At 64.1% G+C, this 22,002-nt stretch carries 18 protein-coding genes; 7 read left to right on the forward strand and 11 right to left on the reverse strand.

Annotated elements, in window-relative coordinates:
- The first annotated feature begins 271 nt into the window (after positions 1–271).
- Genes AOG28_RS13485 through AOG28_RS13495 form a run of 3 tightly spaced genes read left to right on the forward strand, consistent with a single transcriptional unit; the run spans position 272 to position 3,203 of the window.
- The gene (locus AOG28_RS13485; RefSeq protein ID WP_233593457.1) at positions 272–1,246 is read left to right on the forward strand and encodes a Bug family tripartite tricarboxylate transporter substrate binding protein; all 975 of its coding nucleotides are present in this window, start codon (positions 272–274) and stop codon (positions 1,244–1,246) included.
- A complete protein-coding gene (locus AOG28_RS13490) occupies positions 1,246–1,683 on the forward strand; it encodes a tripartite tricarboxylate transporter TctB family protein (protein ID WP_054556783.1) in 438 nt (145 codons plus the stop codon). The genes AOG28_RS13485 and AOG28_RS13490 overlap by 1 nt, the downstream gene beginning before the upstream one ends.
- Positions 1,683–3,203 (forward strand): tripartite tricarboxylate transporter permease, encoded by a 1,521-nt coding sequence (locus AOG28_RS13495; protein WP_043335451.1) that lies wholly within the window; start codon positions 1,683–1,685, stop codon positions 3,201–3,203. Before AOG28_RS13490 ends, AOG28_RS13495 begins: the two co-directional genes overlap by 1 nt.
- A 141-nt stretch (positions 3,204–3,344) precedes the next feature.
- Here the strand turns inward: AOG28_RS13495 and AOG28_RS13500 are convergent, their stop codons facing one another.
- Positions 3,345–4,010, reverse strand: coding sequence for a helix-turn-helix domain-containing protein (locus AOG28_RS13500; protein WP_160317881.1), 666 nt, complete (start codon positions 4,008–4,010; stop codon positions 3,345–3,347).
- A 200-nt stretch (positions 4,011–4,210) separates the two neighbouring features.
- Between AOG28_RS13500 and AOG28_RS13505 the strand changes: the two genes are divergently transcribed.
- From AOG28_RS13505 to putP, 4 genes are all read left to right on the forward strand, one after another.
- Complete coding sequence (locus AOG28_RS13505; RefSeq protein WP_043335450.1) at positions 4,211–4,576, forward strand: hypothetical protein; 366 nt, start codon at positions 4,211–4,213, stop codon at positions 4,574–4,576.
- Positions 4,576–5,334 carry an AraC family transcriptional regulator gene (locus AOG28_RS13510; protein WP_054556785.1) on the forward strand — a complete coding sequence of 253 codons (759 nt, stop codon included), beginning with the start codon at positions 4,576–4,578 and terminating at the stop codon, positions 5,332–5,334. Before AOG28_RS13505 ends, AOG28_RS13510 begins: the two co-directional genes overlap by 1 nt.
- Positions 5,335–5,991: 657 nt before the next feature.
- Positions 5,992–9,171, forward strand: coding sequence for a bifunctional proline dehydrogenase/L-glutamate gamma-semialdehyde dehydrogenase PutA (putA, locus tag AOG28_RS13515; protein WP_152965427.1), 3,180 nt, complete (start codon positions 5,992–5,994; stop codon positions 9,169–9,171).
- A gap of 468 nt (positions 9,172–9,639) precedes the next feature.
- Entirely contained in the window at positions 9,640–11,121 is a 1,482-nt protein-coding gene (gene putP, locus AOG28_RS13520; RefSeq protein ID WP_054556786.1) for a sodium/proline symporter PutP, read from the forward strand.
- Between the two features lie 143 nt (positions 11,122–11,264).
- Here the strand turns inward: putP and AOG28_RS13525 are convergent, their stop codons facing one another.
- The 10 genes from AOG28_RS13525 to AOG28_RS13565 all read right to left on the reverse strand — a co-directional run bounded on the left by AOG28_RS13525 (position 11,265) and on the right by AOG28_RS13565 (position 21,644).
- Positions 11,265–13,124 carry a glucosyltransferase domain-containing protein gene (locus AOG28_RS13525; RefSeq protein ID WP_054556787.1) on the reverse strand — a complete coding sequence of 620 codons (1,860 nt, stop codon included), beginning with the start codon at positions 13,122–13,124 and terminating at the stop codon, positions 11,265–11,267.
- Positions 13,125–13,268: 144 nt separating this feature from the next.
- On the reverse strand, positions 13,269–14,108 hold the full coding sequence (locus AOG28_RS13530) for a mechanosensitive ion channel family protein (protein WP_234368228.1): 840 nt from the start codon (positions 14,106–14,108) through the stop codon (positions 13,269–13,271).
- A gap of 242 nt (positions 14,109–14,350) precedes the next feature.
- Positions 14,351–15,046, reverse strand: coding sequence for a hypothetical protein (locus AOG28_RS13535; protein ID WP_054556789.1), 696 nt, complete (start codon positions 15,044–15,046; stop codon positions 14,351–14,353).
- The gene (locus AOG28_RS13540) at positions 15,021–16,220 is read right to left on the reverse strand and encodes a hypothetical protein (protein WP_054556790.1); all 1,200 of its coding nucleotides are present in this window, start codon (positions 16,218–16,220) and stop codon (positions 15,021–15,023) included. The genes AOG28_RS13535 and AOG28_RS13540 overlap by 26 nt, the downstream gene beginning before the upstream one ends.
- A complete protein-coding gene (locus AOG28_RS13545) occupies positions 16,217–16,651 on the reverse strand; it encodes a GtrA family protein (protein WP_160317882.1) in 435 nt (144 codons plus the stop codon). The genes AOG28_RS13540 and AOG28_RS13545 overlap by 4 nt, the downstream gene beginning before the upstream one ends.
- A complete protein-coding gene (locus tag AOG28_RS13550; protein ID WP_235507037.1) occupies positions 16,641–17,783 on the reverse strand; it encodes a glycosyltransferase family 2 protein in 1,143 nt (380 codons plus the stop codon). The genes AOG28_RS13545 and AOG28_RS13550 overlap by 11 nt, the downstream gene beginning before the upstream one ends.
- A 532-nt stretch (positions 17,784–18,315) precedes the next feature.
- Positions 18,316–18,621, reverse strand: coding sequence for a cyd operon YbgE family protein (locus AOG28_RS13555; RefSeq protein WP_082388798.1), 306 nt, complete (start codon positions 18,619–18,621; stop codon positions 18,316–18,318).
- A gap of 59 nt (positions 18,622–18,680) precedes the next feature.
- Complete coding sequence (gene cydX, locus AOG28_RS17545; protein ID WP_024951692.1) at positions 18,681–18,782, reverse strand: cytochrome bd-I oxidase subunit CydX; 102 nt, start codon at positions 18,780–18,782, stop codon at positions 18,681–18,683.
- A gap of 105 nt (positions 18,783–18,887) precedes the next feature.
- Positions 18,888–20,021: a cytochrome d ubiquinol oxidase subunit II gene (gene cydB, locus AOG28_RS13560; protein WP_200906792.1), complete on the reverse strand. Its 1,134-nt coding sequence runs from the start codon at positions 20,019–20,021 to the stop codon at positions 18,888–18,890.
- Between the two features lie 6 nt (positions 20,022–20,027).
- Entirely contained in the window at positions 20,028–21,644 is a 1,617-nt protein-coding gene (locus tag AOG28_RS13565) for a cytochrome ubiquinol oxidase subunit I (RefSeq protein ID WP_054556794.1), read from the reverse strand.
- Between the last annotated feature and the right edge of the window lie 358 nt (positions 21,645–22,002).

Consider the following 22,002-nt stretch of genomic DNA (forward strand, 5'->3'; position numbering starts at 1 on the left):
ACCCCGCCGGATCATTCACAAAAATGCACCGCAAAGGTGCGCAAATACGCCTTTCGACCAAGGTCGGTGCGACGAATGGGTATCTTGCGAGCCATCGGGCGGCAGTCTAATTTCACCATACAGAATAAAGTTCCGCCTTACAGAACTGTAAGGTTGCTGTCAGGTTCGCGGCTGCAGGGCGAATTTCTCGCTCAACCGCTGCCAGCGCCTGACCCACGACATGTGCCGCTACCACAATCCAATAACACCAGAGGTCGCCATGACACGTCATATGACACTCAAACTCCTGACAGCCGCGGTGGTCACCGCCATGTCCGCCCAGGCCTTCGCCTTCGAACCGAAAGGCAAGGTTGACTGCATCGCTCCGGCTGATCCGGGCGGCGGCTGGGACTTCACCTGCCGCAGCGTCGGCAAGATCCTGTCTGAGCTCGATTTCGTGCCAGGCAACGTGCAGACCATCAACATGGCCGGTGCCGGTGGCGGCGTCGCCTTCGCGCACACCGTCTCCAAGCGTGCCGGTGACGAGCAGCTGCTGGTGGCCGCCTCCACCGCGACCACCACCCGTCTGGCCCAGGGCCAGTTCCCGGGCATGAATCAGGACCAGGTCGAGTGGATCGGCGCACTGGGCGCGGACTACGGCGCCATCGCCGTCTCCAAGGATTCGCCGTACAACACCCTGAGTGAGGTGATGGACGCGCTGAAGAAAGACCCGAAATCCGTCAAGTTCGCCGGCGGCAGTGCCGCAGGTGGCTGGGATCACCTCAAGGTGCTGATCGCTGCCCAGGCAGCCGATGTCGAGAACCTGCCCAAGGTCTCCTACCTGTCGTACAACAACGGCGGCGAAGCCATCACCCAGGTCGTCGGCGGCCACGTGCAGGCCTTCACCGGTGATATTTCCGAGATCCAGGGCTTCATGGAATCCGGCGACCTGAAAGTGCTGGCCGTGCTCTCCGAAGAGCGCCTGCCGGGCAAGCTGGCTGACGTGCCGACCGCTCGCGAACAGGGCATCGATGCCGTCGCCCCCAACTGGCGCGGCTTCTATATCCCGGCCGGTGTCAGCGACGATGCCGAGCAGTACTGGACCACCACGCTGGACAGCGTCTATGAAAGCGAAGAATGGAAAGACGTGATGACCAAGAGCGGCCTGATGCCGTTCCACAAATCGGGTGCCGAGTTTGATGCCTTCGTGAAGGCACAGATCAAGGACATCCAGACCCTTTCCAAGGACATTGGGCTGATTCGCTGATGAATGACCGCATCTTTGGTCTGCTGATGCTCGCCCTGGCCGTCGCGTACGGCTGGGGTGCCCAGCAGTTCCCGGAACCCTTCGGCGGGGCCGAGTCCATCGGGCCCGAAACCTTCCCCACGGTGCTCTCGATCGTGCTGGCGCTGAGCAGCCTGTATCTGATCGTGCGCCCCGACCCGGACCAGCAATGGCCGTGGAGCCGCACCGGCGCCGAGATGGTGCTGGCCATCGTCATCCTGTGCCTGTACACCGCACTGCTTGAGCCGCTGGGCTTCATCGTCACGACCACCGCTGCGGTCGGCACCCTGTGCTGGCGCATGGGATCCAAGCCGGTTCGCGCTTACGTGACAGGCCTGCTCGGCGGCATCGTCGTCTTCGCCCTGTTCAACTTCGTGCTTGAGCTACCACTGCCGCTGGGCATCCTGGAGGTGGCGTAATGGAAAGTCTTGGCTTCTTGATGCAGGGCTTCGGCATCGCCCTGCAGCCAGAGAATCTGATGTTCGCCGTGCTGGGGGCCTTCCTGGGCACCCTGATCGGCGCACTGCCGGGCCTGGGCCCGGCCAACGGTGTGGCCATCCTGATTCCGCTGGCCTTCACCCTGGGCCTGAGCCCGGAAACCTCGCTGATCCTGCTGACCTCGGTCTACGCCGGTGCCATGTACGGCGGGCGCATCTCCTCGATCCTGCTCAACATCCCGGGCGATGAGCCGGCGATGATGACCTGTCTCGATGGCTATCCGATGGCCCAGAAAGGCAAGGCCGCCGAAGCGATGGCCATCTCGGCGATCGCTTCCTTCATCGGCAGCCTGATCGCCACCATCGGCCTGATCGTGATGGCGCCGTGGCTGGCCAGCTTCGCGCTGACCTTCGGCCCGGCGGAATACTTCGCGCTGTTCGTGCTGGCCTTCGCCACCCTGGGCGGCATCACCGGCAAGAATCCGGTCAAGACGCTGATGGCCGCCGCCATCGGCCTGATGATCGCCACCGTCGGCATCGATGGCTCCACCGGCACCCAGCGCTACACCTTCGATGTGCTGGAGCTGTTCGAGGGCATCGACTTCATAATCGCCATCGTCGGTCTGTTCGCCATCTCGGAGCTGCTGTTCTTCATCGAACAGCACGCCGGTGAAGGCAAGCCGATGATCGCCATGAACAAGATGACCCTGAAGCTGAAGGACATCGTCGCCATCCTGCCGACTTCCTTCCGCGGCGGTGTGCTGGGCTTCATTTCCGGCGTGTTGCCGGGTGCCGGTGCGTCGCTGGGCAGCTTCATCAGCTACACGCTGGAGAAGAAGATCCTCGGCAAGAAAGGCAACTTCGGTGAAGGTGATCCGCGCGGCGTGGCCGCCCCGGAAGCCGGCAACAACGGTGCCGCCTCTGGTGCCCTGGTGCCGATGCTGACGCTGGGCGTGCCGGGCTCCGGTACCACCGCGGTGCTGCTGGCGATGCTGATCTCGCTCAACATCACCCCCGGCCCGCTGATGTTCACCCAGCACGGCGACATCGTGTGGGGCGTGATCGCGGCGCTGCTGATCGGTAACGTCATCCTGCTGCTGATGAACATCCCGATGGTCGGCATCTTCGTCAAGCTGCTGTCCGTGCCACCCAAGTACCTGCTGCCGGTGGTGACCATGGTCGCCTTCGTGGGCATCTACTCCATCAGCCACTCGACCTTCGACCTGTACTTCATGGTCGCCTTCGGGGTCGCTGGCTACTTCCTGCGCAAGCTGGATATCCCGCTGGTGCCGGTCATTCTCGGCATGCTGCTGGGGCCAGAGATGGAGAAGAACCTGCGTCACGCCATGCAGCTGTCTGACGGCGACTGGACCATCCTGATCGGTAGCCCCTTGGCCGTGACCCTGTGGTGCATCGCCATCGCCGGTCTGCTGCTGCCGGTGATCGTCGGCCCCATCCTGCGTCGCCGCATGAGCGCCGCCAAGGCCGCCACCGACGCCTGATCCTGGCCAGGGTCCGCGCCTCTCATGAGGTGCCACGCCCTGAATGACAGCGCTCTGAAATGACAACGCCCCCGCCGGTCTTGCCGGCGGGGGCGTTGTCATTTCAGCACTTCCCATAACGTGTCACTGGCAAGTCGCGTATCAGTCGCCCTGCTGCCACTGGGCGAGCAAGCGGTGGGCCTGGGCAGGCGTCAGGCGCGCCGTCGGGCCACTGAGCACGATGACTTCCGCCGGTGCCAGCCCCTCGTCGTGATGCTGGGCGACGCTGACCGCCAGTGCCGCCACCGACAGGCCGGCGGCTTCGCCGGTCTCGATCTCGCCACTGTCGACACACTGCTGCAACAAGGCGGACAGCGCCTCATCGACCAGCTCGCCCTCCTCCAGCTGATGACGCAACGGCCACTGGCTGACATGCGCGTACTGGCACATCGCCTGACGCGGGCGTGTCACGCCCTCCACCGGGCGCGCCTCGGCCAGCGGGCCGTGCTCGACCAGCATCAGGCTGGCCGTCTCGCCACTGGCGGCATTCAGCGCCGCCAACCAGCCGCGCAGCTGAGCCTCGCGGGCCGGCAACGCCGGTGCCAGCTGGGCAAAACGCCCCAGCGCCGCGCCGATGGAGTAGATGCCGTGGCTATCACGCGCCACATAGCCGAAGTGCTCAAGCGAGCCCATCAGCCGCAGAATCGTGCTCTTGTAGAAACCACTGGCCTGCGCCAGCTCATTGAGCGTCAGGCGAGGGGTCGCGGGGGTAAAGGCTTCCAGCAGCGTCAAGGCACGCTCGACCGCTTCCACACGTTGATTGGCCATGCGGCGGGACTCCCACGGCAGATGAAGAACGAGGCTGACAGGCAACATGCGCCATGCCGCCTCAATGGACTTGAATCATGCCATAACGTTCTGACAGACAGAACATGACGCGCCTGACGCACTGACGATACTGGCCGTGCAGCGTGGTAGAATGGTGAGCTACGACACTATTTCCGGTTACGTCCGCACAAGGTTCGCTCATGTCCATCTTCATCATCACCTTCGTGGTCTGCCTGATCGTCACCGTCGGCACCGTGGCCATGCTGATGATGTCGCGTACGCCGCGCTTTCGTACCGACTACAGCGATATCGCCCGCGTGCTGGACCAGGCGATCAGCGGCGAGATCAACGAGAACGAGTGGCACAGCGTGATCGGCTACCCGATTCGCCATGATGAGTATCTGGAGAGTCTGCGTCGCCGCTGCCAGGGCATCTTCGACAATCATGCCAGGCCGTGGCAACTGGCCCAGGGCGGTGCGCTGTTCTCGCGCGCCGGTCGTGAAGAGCTCAACGTGCTGCTGGGCCATCTGCGTGCCCGCACCGGTGTCGCGGAGACCCGCGCCTGATGGCCGCCAGCGAGATGCGCCTGATCCCGCTCTCCAACCTGCGTGAGCACCACGATCACAGCTACCACCAGCTGGTGATCGGCCTCGATGGCCTGGCCGAGTTCGAGATCGAGGGCCAGGGCGGCGAGATTCGCCCCCTGACCGGCTGCATCGTGCCGGCCGATCATGTCCACTACTACGCGGGCATCGGCGAGAATCGCCAGCTGATTCTCGACCTGCCCGATGATGCGCCCTACCTGACCGGCCATCACCGCGAGCTCAAGCGTCTGTTCGAGCGTCCGCGCTTCTTCACGCTGGACACCCGCCTGCGTGGCTATCTCGAATTCATGCTCGCGGAAGTCAACGACTACCAGCAGGCGCCGGGCGACCTGCTCGCCGCCACCTTCCTCGCCTGCCTGAACACGCGCATCGAAGAGCCGATGAGCGCGCTGAGCACCAGTGGCCGTCAGCTGGATCTGGTCGCGCTCAACCGCTTCATCGACGCCAATCTCGGCCAGCGCCTCAGCGTGGCGGATCTTGCCCGCCAGTCACATCTCTCCGAGCAGCATTTCAGCGAGCGCTTCCGCGTCCTGACCGGGCTCTCGCCCTATCAGTATCTGCTGCGCCGTCGGCTGGAAGAGGCGCGCCAGCTGCTGGGCACCAGCGAGCTTTCCCTGTCCCAGATCGCGGATCGCTGCGGCTTTGCCAACCAGAGCGCCCTGTCCCACGCCTTCCGCAAGCATCTCGGCTTCCCGCCTTCGGCACTGCGCAAGTCCTGATCGAGTCGGCAGGAGCCGATGAGTCGTGCGTGTCAGATCCGCCCGTGTGTCTGGCACGCCGCTCTTCAATTCGCCCCCTCAATTCGCCCTCTCTCTAGCACGCCCTCCTTGATTCGCCCCTCTCTCTAGCCAGCCCTTCCTCAATTCACCCCTCGCTGGAAGCACATCGCTTGGGAGACGCACGCCGTTCAACGTCGTTCCCACCCTCAGCTGCAAGCCAGTTCACCCTCAAATCCCTGCGACCTTGGTATAACAAGATCGCGTCATTTCGCGGCACAGCCTTCGACAAAGGTCGGAGAAGCGTGCCACTTTTCTGACATGCCCGTGAATTTGACATGCGCAGCCGAGAAATTGGAAAGACCCGCCCCCCTGCGCCACCCTACATTCTCAGTCATACATCCAGACGTGCCGCTGTCGCGCTTTCTGATGCGTTCTGCATCACTCCCGGCGCTGTGACTCGGCAATCCCATTCGGCGCTTCGACGCCCAGCAGCAAGGGGTTCGCACCATGACCACCTCCACTTCCTCCGATCAGCCCAGTGCAGTGAATGCCGCGATCGCCTCGGCCACGTCCACAGCCGCCCAGTCATCGACAAACGACAAGCAAGGGGTGCTCAAGGGCAATGTGCTCAAGGACAACATCCTGCGCAGTGACCAGATGCTGACCGCCAGCACCTGGCAGCAGTCTCCGGAGGCGCTGTTCGCGCGCGTCAGCGACCACTACCTGGTCGATGAAAGCGCCTACGTCAGCGAGCTGGTCGGGCTTCTGAACGCCGAAGAGAAGGATGCCAAGCGCATCGGCGACAAGACGGCCGAGCTGGTACGCGAGATCCGCACCATGGACACCGCCGTCGATTCCATCGACGAGCTGCTGCAGCAGTACAGCCTCGACACCCAGGAAGGCGTGCTGCTGATGTGCCTGGCCGAGGCGCTGCTGCGCATTCCGGACAAGGAAACCGCCGATGCGCTGATCGAGGACAAGCTCGGTGTGGCCGACTGGAAGTCCCACCTGGGCCAGAGCGAGTCCTGGTTCGTCAACGCCTCCACCTGGGGCCTTCTGATGACCGGCAACGTCATCAAGATGGATCTGCCCAAGGGTGACGGCAAGCCGGCCACCTTCATCAACCGCATGGTCAATCGTCTCGGCGAACCGGTCATCCGCCGCGCCATGTACCAGGCGATGAAGGTGATGGGCAAGCAGTTCGTGCTGGGCCGCGACATCAAGGAAGCGCTCAAGCGCTCCCAGCCGCTGTTCGACAAGGGCTACACCTATTCCTACGACATGCTGGGTGAAGCGGCCTGTACCCGCGACGACGCCAAGGGCTACTTCGACGACTACGCGCGTGCCATCCGCACCGTCGGCGAAACCTCGCGCAAGCTGAAGGAAGGCACCCCGTCGCCGTCCGTCTCCATCAAGCTGTCCGCCCTGCACCCGCGCTATGAATTCGGCCGTCGTGAGCAGGTACTGGAAGAGCTGGTGGCAAGCGTGCGTGAACTGGCCGGCATCGCCCGCGAGCTGAACGTCGCCATCACCATCGATGCCGAGGAAGTCGATCGCCTCGAGATCTCGCTGGAAGTGTTCCGCGCCGTCTACGAGAGCGACACCTGCCGCGGCTGGGGCAAGTTCGGCCTCGTCGTGCAGGCCTACTCGACACGTGCCCTGCCGACCCTGCAGTACCTGAACCGCATCGCCGACCTGCAAGGCGACGAGATCCCGCTGCGTCTGGTCAAGGGCGCCTACTGGGACAGCGAGATCAAGGAATCCCAGGAACTGGGTGTCGAAGGCTATCCGGTGTTCACCCGCAAGGCCTCCACCGACGTCAGCTACCTGGTCTGCGTGCGCTTCCTGCTGTCCGAGAACACTCGCGGACGCATCTACCCGCAGTTCGCCACCCACAATGCCCACACCATCAGCACCATCCTGGATGTGGCCAACGCCGGCGAGACGCGTCAGTTCGAATTCCAGCGTCTGCACGGCATGGGCGAAGCCCTGTATGAAGCCGCGCTCAAGCGTGCCCCTAAGGGAACCTGGTGCCGTATCTATGCGCCGGTCGGCGCGCACAAGGACCTGCTCCCGTACCTGGTGCGTCGTCTGCTGGAGAACGGGGCCAACTCCTCGTTCGTTCACCAGCTGGTCGACCCGCGCGTGCCGGTCGAGAGCCTGTGCACCCACCCGGTGGTCACGCTCAATCAGTACAAGACCTACCACAACCCACGCATCGCGCTGCCGCCGAACATCTATGGCGCAGACCGCCTGAATTCACGGGGCATCAATCTGAACATCAATAGCCAGTACCAGCCGCTGATCGACGAGATGGCCACGCACATGGACACCACCTACGACGTGCGTCCGCAGCTGGCCTTCGATGTCGAGGTCAATGCCGAGCGCCGTCAGGCCGTCACCTGCCCGTTCGACCGTCGTGACACCCTGGGCCACGTGCAGTGGACCAGCGCCGAGGAAGCCTCCAAGGCCATCGACGCCGCCTGGGCTGCCTTCCCGCGCTGGGAGCAGACGCCGGTCGAGGAACGCGCCGCGATTCTCGAGCGCTTCGGTGACCTGATGGAAACCCACACCGCCGAGCTGATGACCCTGTGCTCCCGCGAGGGTGGCAAGCTGCTGACCGACGGCATCGCCGAGATCCGTGAAGCGGTAGACTTCTGCCGCTACTACGCCAACCGTGCGCGTGCCGACTTCGCCGAGCCGACCGAGCTGCAGGGCCCGACCGGCGAGCACAACCAGATCATGCTCGGCGGCAAGGGCGTCTTCGCCTGCATCAGCCCATGGAACTTCCCGGTCGCGATCTTCTGCGGCCAGATGGTCGCCGCCGCCGTCACCGGCAACACCGTGGTCGCCAAGCCCGCCGAGCAGACCTCGCTGGTCGCTCACCGCGTAGTCGAGCTGCTGCGCGAAGCCGGCATGCCGCACGATGTCGTCCAGCTGCTGCCGGGCGATGGCCCGACCGTGGGTAGCGTGCTGTCCAGCGACCCGCGCATCACTGGCGTGTGCTTCACCGGCTCCACCCAGACCGCACAGATCATCAACCGCTCGCTGGCCGCGCGTGAGAACGCTCCGCTGCCGACGCTGATCGCCGAGACCGGTGGCCTCAACGCCATGATCGTCGACTCCACCGCTCTGCCGGAGCAGGTCGTCAATGACGTGGTGCAGTCCGCCTTCCAGAGTGCCGGCCAGCGCTGTTCCGCCCTGCGTGTGCTCTACGTGCAGGAAGACGTCGCCGAGCGCGTCATCGGCCTGCTCAAGGGCGCGATGGACGAGCTGAAGATCGGCGACCCGCGTGACCTGGGCACCGACGTCGGCCCGGTCATCGACGAGGAAGCGCGTGCCGGTCTGCTCAAGCACATCGAGGAATATCGCAGCCAGGGCCGCGTGATCGCCGAAGCCGCCGTCGACAAGACCATCACCGAGCACGGCACCTTCGTCGCGCCAGTCGCCCTGCGCATCGACGGCATCGATAGCCTGGAAAGCGAGCAGTTCGGTCCGGTCCTGCACATCGCGACCTGGAAAGGCGGCGAAGTGGACAAGGTCATCGATACCATCAATGGCCTCGGCTACGGCCTGACCTTCGGTGTGCATTCGCGAAACGAAAGTTTTGCTAATGCCGTTGCACAGAAAATTCGTGTTGGTAATGTCTACGTCAACAGGAATATCATCGGTGCTGTGGTAGGTGTACAGCCGTTTGGTGGTCAGGGCTTCTCTGGTACAGGCCCGAAAGCCGGCGGCCCGCACTACCTGCACCGCTTCGCTACCGAGAAGACCCGTACCGTCAACACCACGGCTCTCGGCGGCAACGCGTCTCTTCTCGCCATGGGCGACGAATGACCGACGCTGCCTGCTCTCGCGGCAGCAGCAGAGGTCATGCCTGGCGGAAGACTGCATGCTGGACGTGCATGAGGTAGCCAGGTGACAGGGCATCAGGACGATGCCCAGTGGATGGCGGCGAGCACGCCAGGCCGTCATCTGCCCCGGACACCGACAGGGACGCCCACGGACATGAATCGCCAGCGACTGGCCCCTCATGCTCGTGCCCTGCGGTGTCCGTTGCCGTTTCCCCTTTTGACTCGACGGCAATATGCGGGGACGGACGAACGTCAGAAGATTCGTTTATGCACTAGTCTGAACGTACAAGATTGGCAGGAACTTGCGAGAGCCACCGCGACAAGGCCCTCGAAGGACGTTCGATGCATGACGCAGGACTCCCGGCGACGGTCTGACAGGAACCGTCACTGGCAGTGAATCATCACCACGTTCGCCGTCCGACAACAATAAATGCAAAGGATTTACTCCACGATGGTCGATAACAGCCCCACCATACTCATCACGTTCGCTATCTATCTGGCGGTGATGCTCGGCATTGGCCTGCTGGCCTACAAGCGCACCTCCAACATGTCGGATTACATCCTGGGTGGCCGCTCATTGGGCCCCTGGACATCCGCCATTTCCGCCGGTGCGTCTGACATGTCCGGCTGGCTGCTGCTGGGCCTGCCCGGCGCAGCCTACCTCAGCGGCCTGTCCGCTGCCTGGATCGGCATCGGTCTGCTGGCCGGTACCTGGCTCAACTGGCTGATCGTCGCCAAGCGCCTGCGTATCTACAGCTTCGTCGCCAGCGACTCGCTGACCCTGCCGGATTACTTCGAGAAGCGCTTCCGCGACAACTCCAAGATGTTGCGCGTCATCTCGGCCGTCTTCATCCTGCTGTTCTTCCTCTTCTACACCAGCTCCGGTCTGGTGGCAGGTGGCAAGCTGTTCGAGACCGTCTTCGGCCTCGACTACACCATCGCCGTGACCGTCGGTACCATCGCCATCGTGTCCTACACCTTCTTCGGCGGCTTCCTCGCCGTGTCGTGGACTGACCTCATCCAGGGTCTGATGATGGCTGTTGCCCTGATCGTGGTGCCCATCGTGGCACTCACCGACATGGGTGGCGTGGCAGAAGCGACCTCGCGCATCACCGCCGAGAACCCGCTGCTGCTGGAATGGTTCCGTGACGCCTCCACCGGCGAAGCGCTGACCCTGGTCGGCATCGTCTCCTCACTGGCGTGGGGCCTGGGCTACTTCGGTCAGCCGCATATCCTGGCGCGTTTCGCGGCCATCCGCAGCGAGAAGGACATCGGCGCGGCCCGTACCATCGCCGTCGTCTGGTCTGCGCTGGGTCTGTTCGCGGCCATCTGCATCGGCCTGCTGGGTCTCGTCTACGTGCCGAAGGACCTGGCCGACAGCGAGAAGATCTTCATGGTCATGGTGAACTTCATCTTCCACCCGGCGGTTGCCGGCGTGCTGCTGGCCGCCATCCTGGCTGCCGTGATGTCCACCGCTGACTCCCAGCTGCTGGTGTCGTCCTCTGCCCTGGCCGATGACTTCTACAAGGCGCTGTTCAAGAAGGATGCGACCCAGTCCGAGCTGGTGTGGGTCGGTCGCTTCGCGGTGGTCGGTATCGCCATCATCGCCTGGATCCTGGCGCTGGACCCGGACTCCAGCGTGCTGGGTCTGGTGTCCTACGCCTGGGCCGGCTTCGGTGCCGCCTTCGGTCCGGCGCTGATCATGTCGCTGTACTGGCGTCGCATGAACCGCTTCGGCGCGCTGGCCGGCATCATCGTCGGTGGCGTGACCGTGGTGGTCTGGAAGCAGCTTTCCGGTGGCATCTTCGATCTCTACGAGATCGTGCCGGGCGTCATCTTCGCCTACATCGCCATCTACGTGGTCAGCATCATGAGCGCAGCACCGGCTGATGAAATCACCACGGAATTCGACAAGGTCGAGAACCACGCCTGATCGAGGTGTGACAAGACACTGTTGAACCCTGTACCTATTACCGTTCATATCGGCAATACGACAACGCCGCCCCTCGGGGCGGCGTTGTCGTTCATGGCAACTTGTCCTCACTGACTCTCGCTGTCACGGCTTTCTCATATGGCCTAATCACATTGGCGCGGCTTGCGGAAATCGATTACCCAGACTCCCTCTTGCAGCGACAGCGCTGGCGATGGCACTTGAGACTGCACTTGAGACCGAACCGATGAAGGGGCTGAGGGCTGGCTGGAAGGCTGGCTGGTGGGCTGATCGGAGGCCTGACTGACAGCATCGCCCGGCGCACAGGGCGACCGCGCTTGCAGGCGTGCCTTGAGCGCCTCATCGCGCAGCAAGGTCACCGCGCTGGCGCCCGCCAGCCGCAGCCGCACCACGGCCCAGTAGTTGTCGGGCGTGAAGGCGGTAACCAGATTCTGGCCCACGGCCGCCACCTGCTGGCGAGCGACCCGCGCCAGTGGCGCCACTGGCGCCTCGCCCAGCACCAGTACCGGCAAGGCATCGCGCGGCTGGTAGCGTTCGGCGTCGCGGGGCGAGACCAGCGGCAGGCCCTGCTCCCGCGCTTGAGCCACCAGAATGCGCGCCAGCTGTGTCTCATGGCCCTGCTGGGCGGCCAGCGCATTGCTCCAGGCGGCGAAGATCACCCCATGGCGCACCAGCAACAGGCAGGCGACGATCAACAGACACTGCTTCAAAGGGCACTGCATCACACGCCGCCAGACAGGAGACTTGCGCTGCGTGTTGGCCGTTTCTGTCATGCTCGGCGTTGCGCTTGCCTCCGCACTCGATCTAACACTCTCTCTTGCTCTCACGCTCAGTGCCAGCATCAGGGCACCGCCCAACAGCGGTCCCCAGGCGATCAGGGTGCGCGAATGAAATACCGGCTCGGCCAGCAACAGCATCGGCCCCCACAGGGCGGGAACCAGCAGCAGCGCCCACAGGGCCCAGCTCATGCGCTGCAGCGATAGCTGGCGCGCCGAGCGAGACCTGCCCTCGGGCGCGCCAGCGGCCTCGGCGTGACGTAAAGGCACGCCGTGAGGCAGGAGTCGCAACAGCGCCACCCCGGCCAGCAGCGCCAGACTGAGCAGCAACGTGACCTGCCCCAGCCCCTCACGCAGCGCGCCCAGCGCCACGCTCAGGTTGTGCTCGATCCCTGCCAGCAAGGCCTGAGGGTCGGCGAAGGGCAGCATCTGGCCATGCTGCTGACTGTACTCGCCCGCCACCAGCAGCCGCGTGATGGGCAGATAGAGCAGCAAGGCGACGGCGGCCAGCGCACCACGCTGCAACAGCATCCGCCAGCGCGACCACAGTGAGGTGCTGGCAGCGCCCGCGAACATGGCTTCGAGCAGGCTCAGCACCAGAAAGGCATTCAGGGCCGGTTGATAGCTGCACAGCGCCAGCAACAACAGCAGCAAGGCGCTCAGCGGTGGCTGCCAGACTTGCCATAGCCCTTCGCTTATCCCTCCGGCTGGCTCTCCCTCTCCCCCGCTTTTCCCGCCAGCACGCAGCACCAGACTAGCCAGTATGGCGCTGGCCAGCGCCACGCTCATCGGCAGGCTGTCGAAGGTGTAACTGAAATTCTGCAGGGTGAAGGGCGTCAGCCAGATCAGCGCATTGCCCACTACGCAGCCCGCCAGCGAGAGCCCCGGCAGCCATCGCCACCAGGCCAGCGCCATGCTCGCCGCCAGCCCCCAGGCCGCCAGTTGCGGCAAGGGCGCGACATTGACCAGCACATCGCCGAAGCCCAGCAGACGCATGATGCCCTCGGCGGCCGGGCGCGCATTGAGCGTCCAGCCGTAATAGCCATCCAGCGCACGGCTCATGTCATCCAGATACAGCGCGCGCGTGGCGATCAGCGGCACAAGCCCGAGCCCGATCACCACAAGACTGGCAAGCAGGATGCGCCATGCCTGACGCCGTCTGGCATCAGCGGCATCACACGCTTGGGACAACGGCTGCGACCTTGTCATGCACTGGACTCCCGATCAGAACGATACCCAGGACGGATGACGTCGAGAGTACCTGACTCGGGGCGCGATGGAATGCCCCGACGAAAGCCCATGAAAAACGCCACCCGAGGGTGGCGTTGTCGACCTGCATATGTGATGTGGAAGTTACTCGGCCGGCGTGCTGGCCTGATGGAAGTGCACATCGCGCTGCGGATAGGGAATGCTGATGCCGCGCTCATCGAAGGTCAGCTTGATGCGTTCGGTCATGTCCCACTTCAGCGCCCAGTAATCGGAGGCCTGACACCACATGCGGAAGTTGAAGTTGACCGAGCTGTCGGCCAGTTCCGCCACGGCGATCAGGTAGGACGGCTCCTTCATGATGCGCTCGTCACCGGCGACAAGCTCCTCGAGCACCGCCTTGACCTGACGGATGTCGTCGTCATAGCTGACACCGACGACCAGGTCCAGACGCCGCGTCGGCAGCGCCGAGTAGTTGGTGATGGTGTTGGACATGACGCTGGAGTTCGGCACGGTGACCTTGCGGTTGTCCGGCGTCACCAGGCGGGTCTGCAGCATGGTGATCTGATCGACGCTACCGGAGGTGCCGGCGGCTTCGACGTAATCGCCCTTCTTGAACGGACGCAGCGTGACCAGCAGGAAGCCGGAGGCCAGATTGGACAGCGAGCTCTGCAGCGCCAGACCGATCGCCAGACCCGCCGCACCCAGCGCGGCGATCATGGAGGTGGTATCGACACCGAGCTGGTCCAGAGCGGTCAGCAGCACCATGACCACCAGGATGGCGTAGGCGATCTGGCCGACGAAACCGGCCGCCGCCTCGTCCATGCTCTTGCGGTGCAGCAGCGAGGTCGCCCACTGGGTCAGACGCTTGGCGACCCACATGCCGAAGACCAGCACGGCCAGCGCCGACAGCAGGGTTCCGCCCCATTGCAGCCCTATCTCGAACAGCTGACTGGTATCCATGGGAATGGCATTCAAAAATTCCACGACAACTCCTTGAGCATCCCTTGCGTGGCAGTCAGCAGACCACCGGGTGCTTTATCGTTATAGGGCACGAGGCGCGCGCCGGGGACGCACTGACACTCGGCCGAACGGATCATTGGGTATTCACGCGCGCACAATTTACCTGACTATTGGCGTCACGTCAGTGCTCTTGCCGCTGGGGCCGCGTGCCCGGCTCTGCGCTCATCACGCCATTCATCACGCCAGTCCTCAATTCAGGGCGCAAGTCAGGGCTGCGCCCGAGCGGGCGTCAGCCCCAGCGGTGAGCGCAGCGTCAGTGCGTCCAGACGCAGGCCCACGGGAAACTTGTTGGCATCCAGGCCCGCATCACGCGGCGCGATGGGCGGCGGCCCCTTGAGAGTCAGGCTGAAGCTGCCGTCGCTCGCGATCAGCGCGGCGGGCACCTCGACCTCGAAGCGCTCATAATTACCGCCTACCGGCCAGCGCGTGACGGTCTGCTCCCCGATCATGACTTCCACCGGCAGCGCGGCGGCCAAATCCGGGAAGCGTGACAGCTCAAGCGCCACGACCACGGCCTGCGAGCCTGCCGGCGAGACCTCGGGCGCGACCCGCAGGCGCAAGGTGACCTCCGCCAGCCGCGCACTGACCGGCACGTCTGGCTGGGGCGAGTAGAAACCGGCCCACAGCACGCCGCAATTGCCCAGCGGCTCGCCCTTGCGGACGGGATAGCGCTCACCGGGCGTCAGTACCGGCACCTCGCCCATCGGCCGGTAACAGGTGGTGGCATGCTCGATGAAGTAGCGCCGGTAGTGATCATCGACCCTGGGCGTGCGCGCCAGCCACAGCAGGGTGAGTTCGAAAGCCAGCACCACCACGGTGGCCAGCAGCCACCAGATCCGCTGGCTGCGGCGCGAGCGTGGCGCGCCATACAGGGCATCAGACGAGCCAGAAGACGGTGTCATACCAGTTCTCCACCAGCCAGAGATTAGCGAGCGCGCCCAGCATGACCAGGCCCCAAGCCAGCGTGCGTGGCAGACGAGTGAGCAGGTCATGCAGGGCCAGCACGAACACCGGCATGCCGATCATGTAGCGCGGAATGGCGTCGAGCCCGGTCGCCAGCGGTACGAACAGCGTGAAGCCCGCCAGCCCCATCTCCAGCCAGCGCCGCTGCAGGCCCAGCCAGCCGATCAGGCCGATACCGACCAGCGCCATGCTCGCCTGCCACGCCGGGCGCAGCGTTTCCGGCGCGCTCTGCCAGTAGCTCAGCCCTTCAATGAGGTTGGTGAGGGGATTGCCCATCTCACGGCCCCAGGAAATCTGCACATGGCTGAAGGCCAGCGCATCGCCCGTCCGGTGATAGAGCAGCGCCATGAACAGAAACAGCCCCAAGGGCCCCACCACGCCGATCAGCAGCCAATCGGGCCGCCGCCACAGCTCGGCGAAGGCGCGCAGGCGCAGCCGCGCCACAAGCTCGATTCCCATCGCGATGACCCAGAACACCCCGGTGGCGCGGGTCATCGACAACAGCAGCGTCCAGAGCATCACGCGACCGGTGCGCTGACAGCGCCAGTCGATCAATGACGTCAGACACAGCAGCCAGAACAGTGACTCGGAATAGAGCGCGCTGAAATAGAAGCTGTACGGCATGCTGGCCGCCAGCCACACGAACAGCAGCAACGGCGCGCCGGGACGCGTGATGGCCAGATAGCGGCAGCCCAGCCCCAGCGCGACGGCCAGCAAGGCATTGCTCAGGAGCACGCCCATCAGCTCGGGGTCCAGCTGACCGCCCAGCGTCACCAGCCACAGCAGCGCCGGATAGAGCGGGAAGAACGCCCAGTTGGCGGCGTCACCATCACTCATGCCGCGCGCCTCGACATCGTAGCCGCGCGTCATGATGCCCTTGAACCAGCTGCCGTCGAACTGCGCCATGGCGTGCAGATAGCTGTGATCGCCCCACAGCGCGATGGCGAGCCAGACGGCGCGCGTCACCAGCAGCGCCAGCAGGATATGCCCCCAGGGAATGCGCACGGCCTGCGCCCGCGCGAGTGCCTCGGCAGGGGGCGGCGTCTCGGCTGCCAATGTCTTGAGGCGCTCCCCCAGCGTCGAGCGCGGCCCTGCGGTGACGCTGTCATTCATGTATGGTCTTCCTTGAAGGCCCACAGCCGTGAGGCCAGATAGGTCACGATCGGCACCGAGAGCGTAGCGATCGCGATGGCGACGAAGCCCGACAGATCCAGCCCCTGCATCAGCAGTGCCAACAGGCCATTGTTGAGCGCAAAGCCGCCCGCCGCGACCAGCCCAAAACGCCAGGCACTGCCCTGGCGCTTGAAGGTCAGCCGCCGGTGGCCGACCAGCGAGACCTGAAAGGCCACGCAGAAAGCAATGATGTTGGCGATGAACTCATTGAGCTGCGGCCACAGGAACAACAGCAAGGCGGCGACGCCCAGATGCACGCCCGTCGCGGCCAGCCCGACCAGCCCGAAGCGGGTCGCGGTGCCCGCCTCCTCCCTGGCGCGCGCAGTGACCGGCTTGTCGGACTCGCTGACGCCCTCACGATCAGCGCTCAAGTGATTCACCTCGCGCCGCATCGCGTGACGCGCCGCGCACGACTCGCGCAGTGCTCAGGCCGCTGTCGAGGCCCCTGTCCGGTGACACGCTGCCCGGCGGGCTGTCGTGCAGGCTGTCATGGTCGATCAGGTAAAGCGGACGCTGCTTGGTTTCCATGAACAGGCGACCGAGGTATTCGCCCAGCACGCCGATCGAGATCAGCTGCATGCCGCCGAAGAACAGGATCGCGACCATCAGTGAGGCATAGCCCGGCGCATCGGCGCCGAACAACACCGTCTTGCTGATGATCACCAGGATATAGAGGAAGGACAGAGCGGCGACGACACTGCCGATATAGGTCCAGACCCGCAGCGGCCAGGTCGAGAAGCTCACCACGCCATCGAGGGCGAAATTCCACAGCTTCCAGTAGTTGAACTTGGTGGTGCCGGCCGTGCGCGACGGGCGCTGATAGGTGACACCCACCGAGCGATAGCCGGGCCATGAGAACAGGCCCTTCATGAAGCGGTTGCGCTCGGGCAGGCGCCGCAGCGCCTCGACGACACGGCGGTCCAGCAGGCGGAAGTCACCCGCATCGCGCGGTATCTCGGTGAAGGTCAGGCGGTTGAAGACGCGGTAGAACCAGCCTGCCGTCTTGCGCTTGGTGGCGGTGTCTTCATGACGCGCGGCGCGCACGCCATAGACCATGTCGTAGCCGGCCTGCCATTGGTTGATGAACTCGAGGATCACCTCCGGCGGGTCCTGCAGATCGACATCCATCGGCACGATGGCATCGCCACGCGCCTGCTCGATGCCGGCGGACATGGCCGCTTCCTTGCCGAAGTTGCGTGTCAGGCTCAGGTAGCGCACGCGGGCATCGCCGGCCGCCGCGGCCTCCAGACACGCCAGGGTGCCGTCGGTTGAGCCATCATCGACGAACAGCACTTCAAGGTGTGGCACCTGCGAGCCCAGGGTCTTCTCGATGGCCTCCAGAAAGAGACCGATGGTCTCCTCCTCGTTCATCACCGGCACCACCAATGACAAGACCCAGTCACCGGAAAGGCGGCGCGACATGTCGCGGGGAATATGCCCCGACGAGGTCGAAGACTGCCTGCCAGACGCCTGGCCGCAGGATGCATCAGCTGAGGACCGCATGGTATTTCCTCCATCGAGAGCCCCGTCATTCATGCACGCCAGGGCATCATCATCTGACAAGGTGAGAGTGAAGAGGACACAGGTGCTGCACCAGCGGCTTACCAGACACTCTCCCGCTCTCGATCGGCGCCTCTCCTCCCTCCGCTCCATTACCTCTTGGGGCCGAGGGCGACGAATACAACGCAGCGTCAATGCGGATGGCGGCCAGCGCGAACCGGCCTGCCTACTGCAAGAATCCGTGAAAAGCCCCGAGCAGCGCCAGACATCGGCAAGGGCTTGCGAGGGTTTACGATGGCCTGCGGGACCGGCGAGGGCTTGCGAGAGCGGTCTGCGCGGGTCGATGAACGCGACGCCACCTCGCTGCGTTATAGAGCCTGCGGCCTCAACAAGTAAAGCCTGAATCACTCAAGGGCTCGCAAGCCATGCCTTTAGCCATGCCATTAGCCATCAACAAACACGGCCGCTCCAGGGAGCGGCCGTGTTTGCTTGTGCCATGACAAGAGTCGCAATGCAGGGAGCCTGCGCAATCACGTTACTGGCTGGACGCGAGGGTCACCAGCGTGATGAGTAAAAGACACCAGCTCAGCGGCGCCCCCAGCAGCCAGGCGCGGGTCGCATGGCGCGGCACCAGGCCGACGCCATGCGTGAAGCCGGCGCCCAGCCCCCACAGCGCGACCAGCAGCATCAGATAGCGCGGCCCTGTCTGCATCGAGGCTATCGCATCCGGCCCCAGCAGCATCCAGATGGCCACCATGGCAGACAGCAGCAGCGAGGCCAAATGGGCAGGTCGAGTTCGGCACCAGGCCGGTGGTCGTGAGGCGTACCAGGGTCGTGACATCGAGCTCTCCTTGATCGGAACGGTCAGCGGCGCAGAAGTAACGTTGGGGGCCGCCTCACTCAATCATCGTCAAAGGTGTGGGTCTGCTCAAGCCACAATGCATTGATGATGCCCGCGAAGCAGGCCAGCAACACACCGAGAATCCAGGCGAAATACCACATGGTGTCGTCTCCTGGCGAGGGCAGTGCCCTCGCCTATTGATAGCAAATGGGAGCAATTGGCTCAGCTAGCTCAACTCAACTCAACTCAACTCAACTCAACTCAACTCAATACAGACTGTGACCGTCCTGCTCGATATGCGCGACGGTGACGCGACGCCACATCTTCACGTAGCACCAGGTGGTGTAGAGGATGATGGTCGGCACCATCACCAGCCCCGCCACGGTGACGATGGAGAGTGTCAGCTCGCTGGAAACGGAATCCCACAGCGTCAGGCTGGCCTCGCTCATGCGCGAGGACGGCACGATGAACGGGAACATGCTGATGCCCGCAGTGGCGACCACGCCCCCTACCCCGACGGAGCTTGCCGTGAAGGCCGCGCCGCCCTTGCGCCGGGCCGACAGCACCATGGCGGCCAGCACACCGACCACCGCGCTGAGCGGTGCCAGCAGCGTCAGCGGCTCATGCGCGTAGACATCCAGCCAGCTGCCTGGCCCGACCTGCTTGTCGAGCAGCTTCAAGGCCGAGGCGGTATCGCCCATCTGATCGATGCTGTAGCCCATGCCGGACAGCCACACCCACAGGCCGCCCAGCGCGAACAGCCCCAGCGTCAAAAGGCCCAGCGGCTGCACCAGACGCGCGCTGCGTGCGGCAACGGCCTCATCGGCACGCGCCACCAGCCAGGTACCGCCATGCAGCATCACCATCACCACCGACAGCGCGGCGCACAGCAGCGCGAAGGGGTTGAACAGGCCCAGGTAGCTGCCGGCGTAGCTGGCACGCATGAACTGATCGACTTCCAGCGGCACGCCCTGCAGCAGGTTGCCGAAGATCAGCCCGAAGAAGGCGGTGGGGATCAGGCTGCCGGCGACGATGCCGCGGTCCCACCAGCCACGCCACTGGGTGTTCTCGAGCTTGGAGCGATAGTCAAAGCCCAGCGGGCGGAAGAACAGCGAGAACAGGATGGTCAGCATCGCGAAATAGAAGCTTGAGAACACGGCGCCGTAGACCACCGGCCACACCGCGAACACCGCGCCGATGGCGGTGACCAGCCATACCTGATTGCCATCCCAGTGCGGGGCCAGGGTATTGATCACCACGCGGCGCTCGCTGTCATTGCGACTGACCAGCGGCATCAGCATCGCCGCGCCCATGTCCATGCCATCGGTGATGACGAAGCCGATCAGCAGCAGCCCGACCGCCACCCACCAGAACAGCTTGAGGATCTCGTAATCCCACATAATCCGTTACTCCTTGAATGACAGCGAAGGATTGAGTGACATGCCGTCATCTTCGGACATGGCGCCATGGTGGATGCCGCCGCGCTCGAAGTGATAGCGACCGGTGTGCAGAGAAGACGGCCCCTTGCGCGCGAAGTGGAACATCAGCCACATCTCGATGACGAAGAACAGGCTGTAGAAGGCCAGGAAGCCACCGATGGACCACCACAGGTCGGACTCATCCAGACTCGAGGCCGCCATGAAGGTCGGCAGGATCTCCCCCACCGCCCACGGCTGACGCCCGAATTCGGCCACGAACCAGCCGGTTTCCACGGCGATGAACGGCAGCGGGATCGACAGCAGGCAGATCCACAGGAAGGGCCGCACGTCGAAGCGCTGCTTGGCGGTCATCCACACCGCCGCGATGAAGATCACCAGCATCGCCATGCCGCAGGCGACCATGATCCGGAACGAGAAGAACATCGGCGCGACCGGCGGAATCGAGTCGGCGGCGGCCTTGTCGATCATCTCCGGCGTGGCATCGGAGGGCGTCTCGACGTAGCGCTTGAGCAGCATGCCGTAGCCAAGATCATCCTTGACCGCATCGAAGGCCTTGCGGGTCGCGATGTCGTCCTGGCCATCACGCAGCTGCTGGAGCAGGTCATAGGCCTGCATGCCATTGAGGATGCGTCCGCGGTGCTCCTCGGTCAGCTCCTTGATGCCGGGAATCTCGGTATCCAGCGAGCGCGTGCCGATCAGGCCCATCACATAGGGAATATGGATGCCGTAATCGGTGTGCTGGGTCTCCTCGTTGGGCAGACCGATCAGCGTGAAGGACGCCGGCGCCGGCTCGGTTTCCCACATCGCCTCGATGGCGGCCATCTTGGCCTTCTGGACATCCCCGACTTCATAGCCGGACTCATCGCCCAGTACGATCACCGAGGCCACCGAGAACAGGCCAAAAGCGGCGGCGATGGCGAAGCTACGCTTGGCGAAGCCCAGATCACGCCCCTTGAGCAGGTAGAAGGCGCTGATGCCGAGCACGAACATGGCGCCGGTCACATAGCCTGCCGACACGGTATGCACGAACTTGGCCTGGGCGACCGGGTTGAAGATGACATCCGCGAAGCTGGTCAGCTCCATGCGCATGGTCTCGAAATTGAAGGCCGCACCGACCGGATTCTGCATCCAGCCGTTGGCGATCAGGATCCACAGCGCCGAGAAGTTGGAGCCGAAGGCGACAAGCCAGGTCACCATCAGGTGCTGACGCTTGGTCAGGCGGTCCCAGCCGAAGAAGAACAGGCCGACGAAGGTGGATTCCAGGAAGAAGGCCACCAGGCCCTCGATGGCCAGCGGCGCACCGAAGATGTCGCCGACGTAATGCGAGTAGTAGGCCCAGTTGGTGCCGAACTGGAATTCCATCGTCAGGCCAGTGGCCACGCCAAGGGCGAAGTTGATACCGAACAGCTTGCCCCAGAATTTGGTCATGTCCTGGTAGACCTGCTTGCCGGTCATGACATACAGGGATTCCATGATGGCCAGCAGGAAGGCCATGCCGATGGTCAATGGTACGAACAGGAAGTGGTAGAGCGCGGTCATGCCGAACTGGAACCGCGACAGCTCCACGACGGTATCGGAGATCATGTCTTAACCCCTTTGCGATAAGGCGGACGGTCAGGCTGCCGTCCCTGCATGCGCTTGCCACCGACGTCGGGCGGACGCATCAGGCCGACTCTCGCCGGCAAGCACACAGGTACTGAGACCTTGGTCGACATTGTCTACCCTCCCGCGCCAGTCTCCAGATGTCAGGTTGTCGCACTCACCGGGCGAATGTCGCACCCGCCACCTCCGCCAAGTGCCTGTTGTCACTGGACAACTCCGCTGCAAGCCGCATGGATGCTGGAGCGACGGGCATCGCTGGCCTGGCGCCATCTCAACGCTGACTCTGCGCACCCCTGCGCGCGCTGCGACCATCGACCACACTGCGACGTTGCACCACGCT

This window comes from Cobetia sp. UCD-24C (assembly GCF_001306765.1).
Classification (GTDB): domain Bacteria; phylum Pseudomonadota; class Gammaproteobacteria; order Pseudomonadales; family Halomonadaceae; genus Cobetia; species Cobetia amphilecti.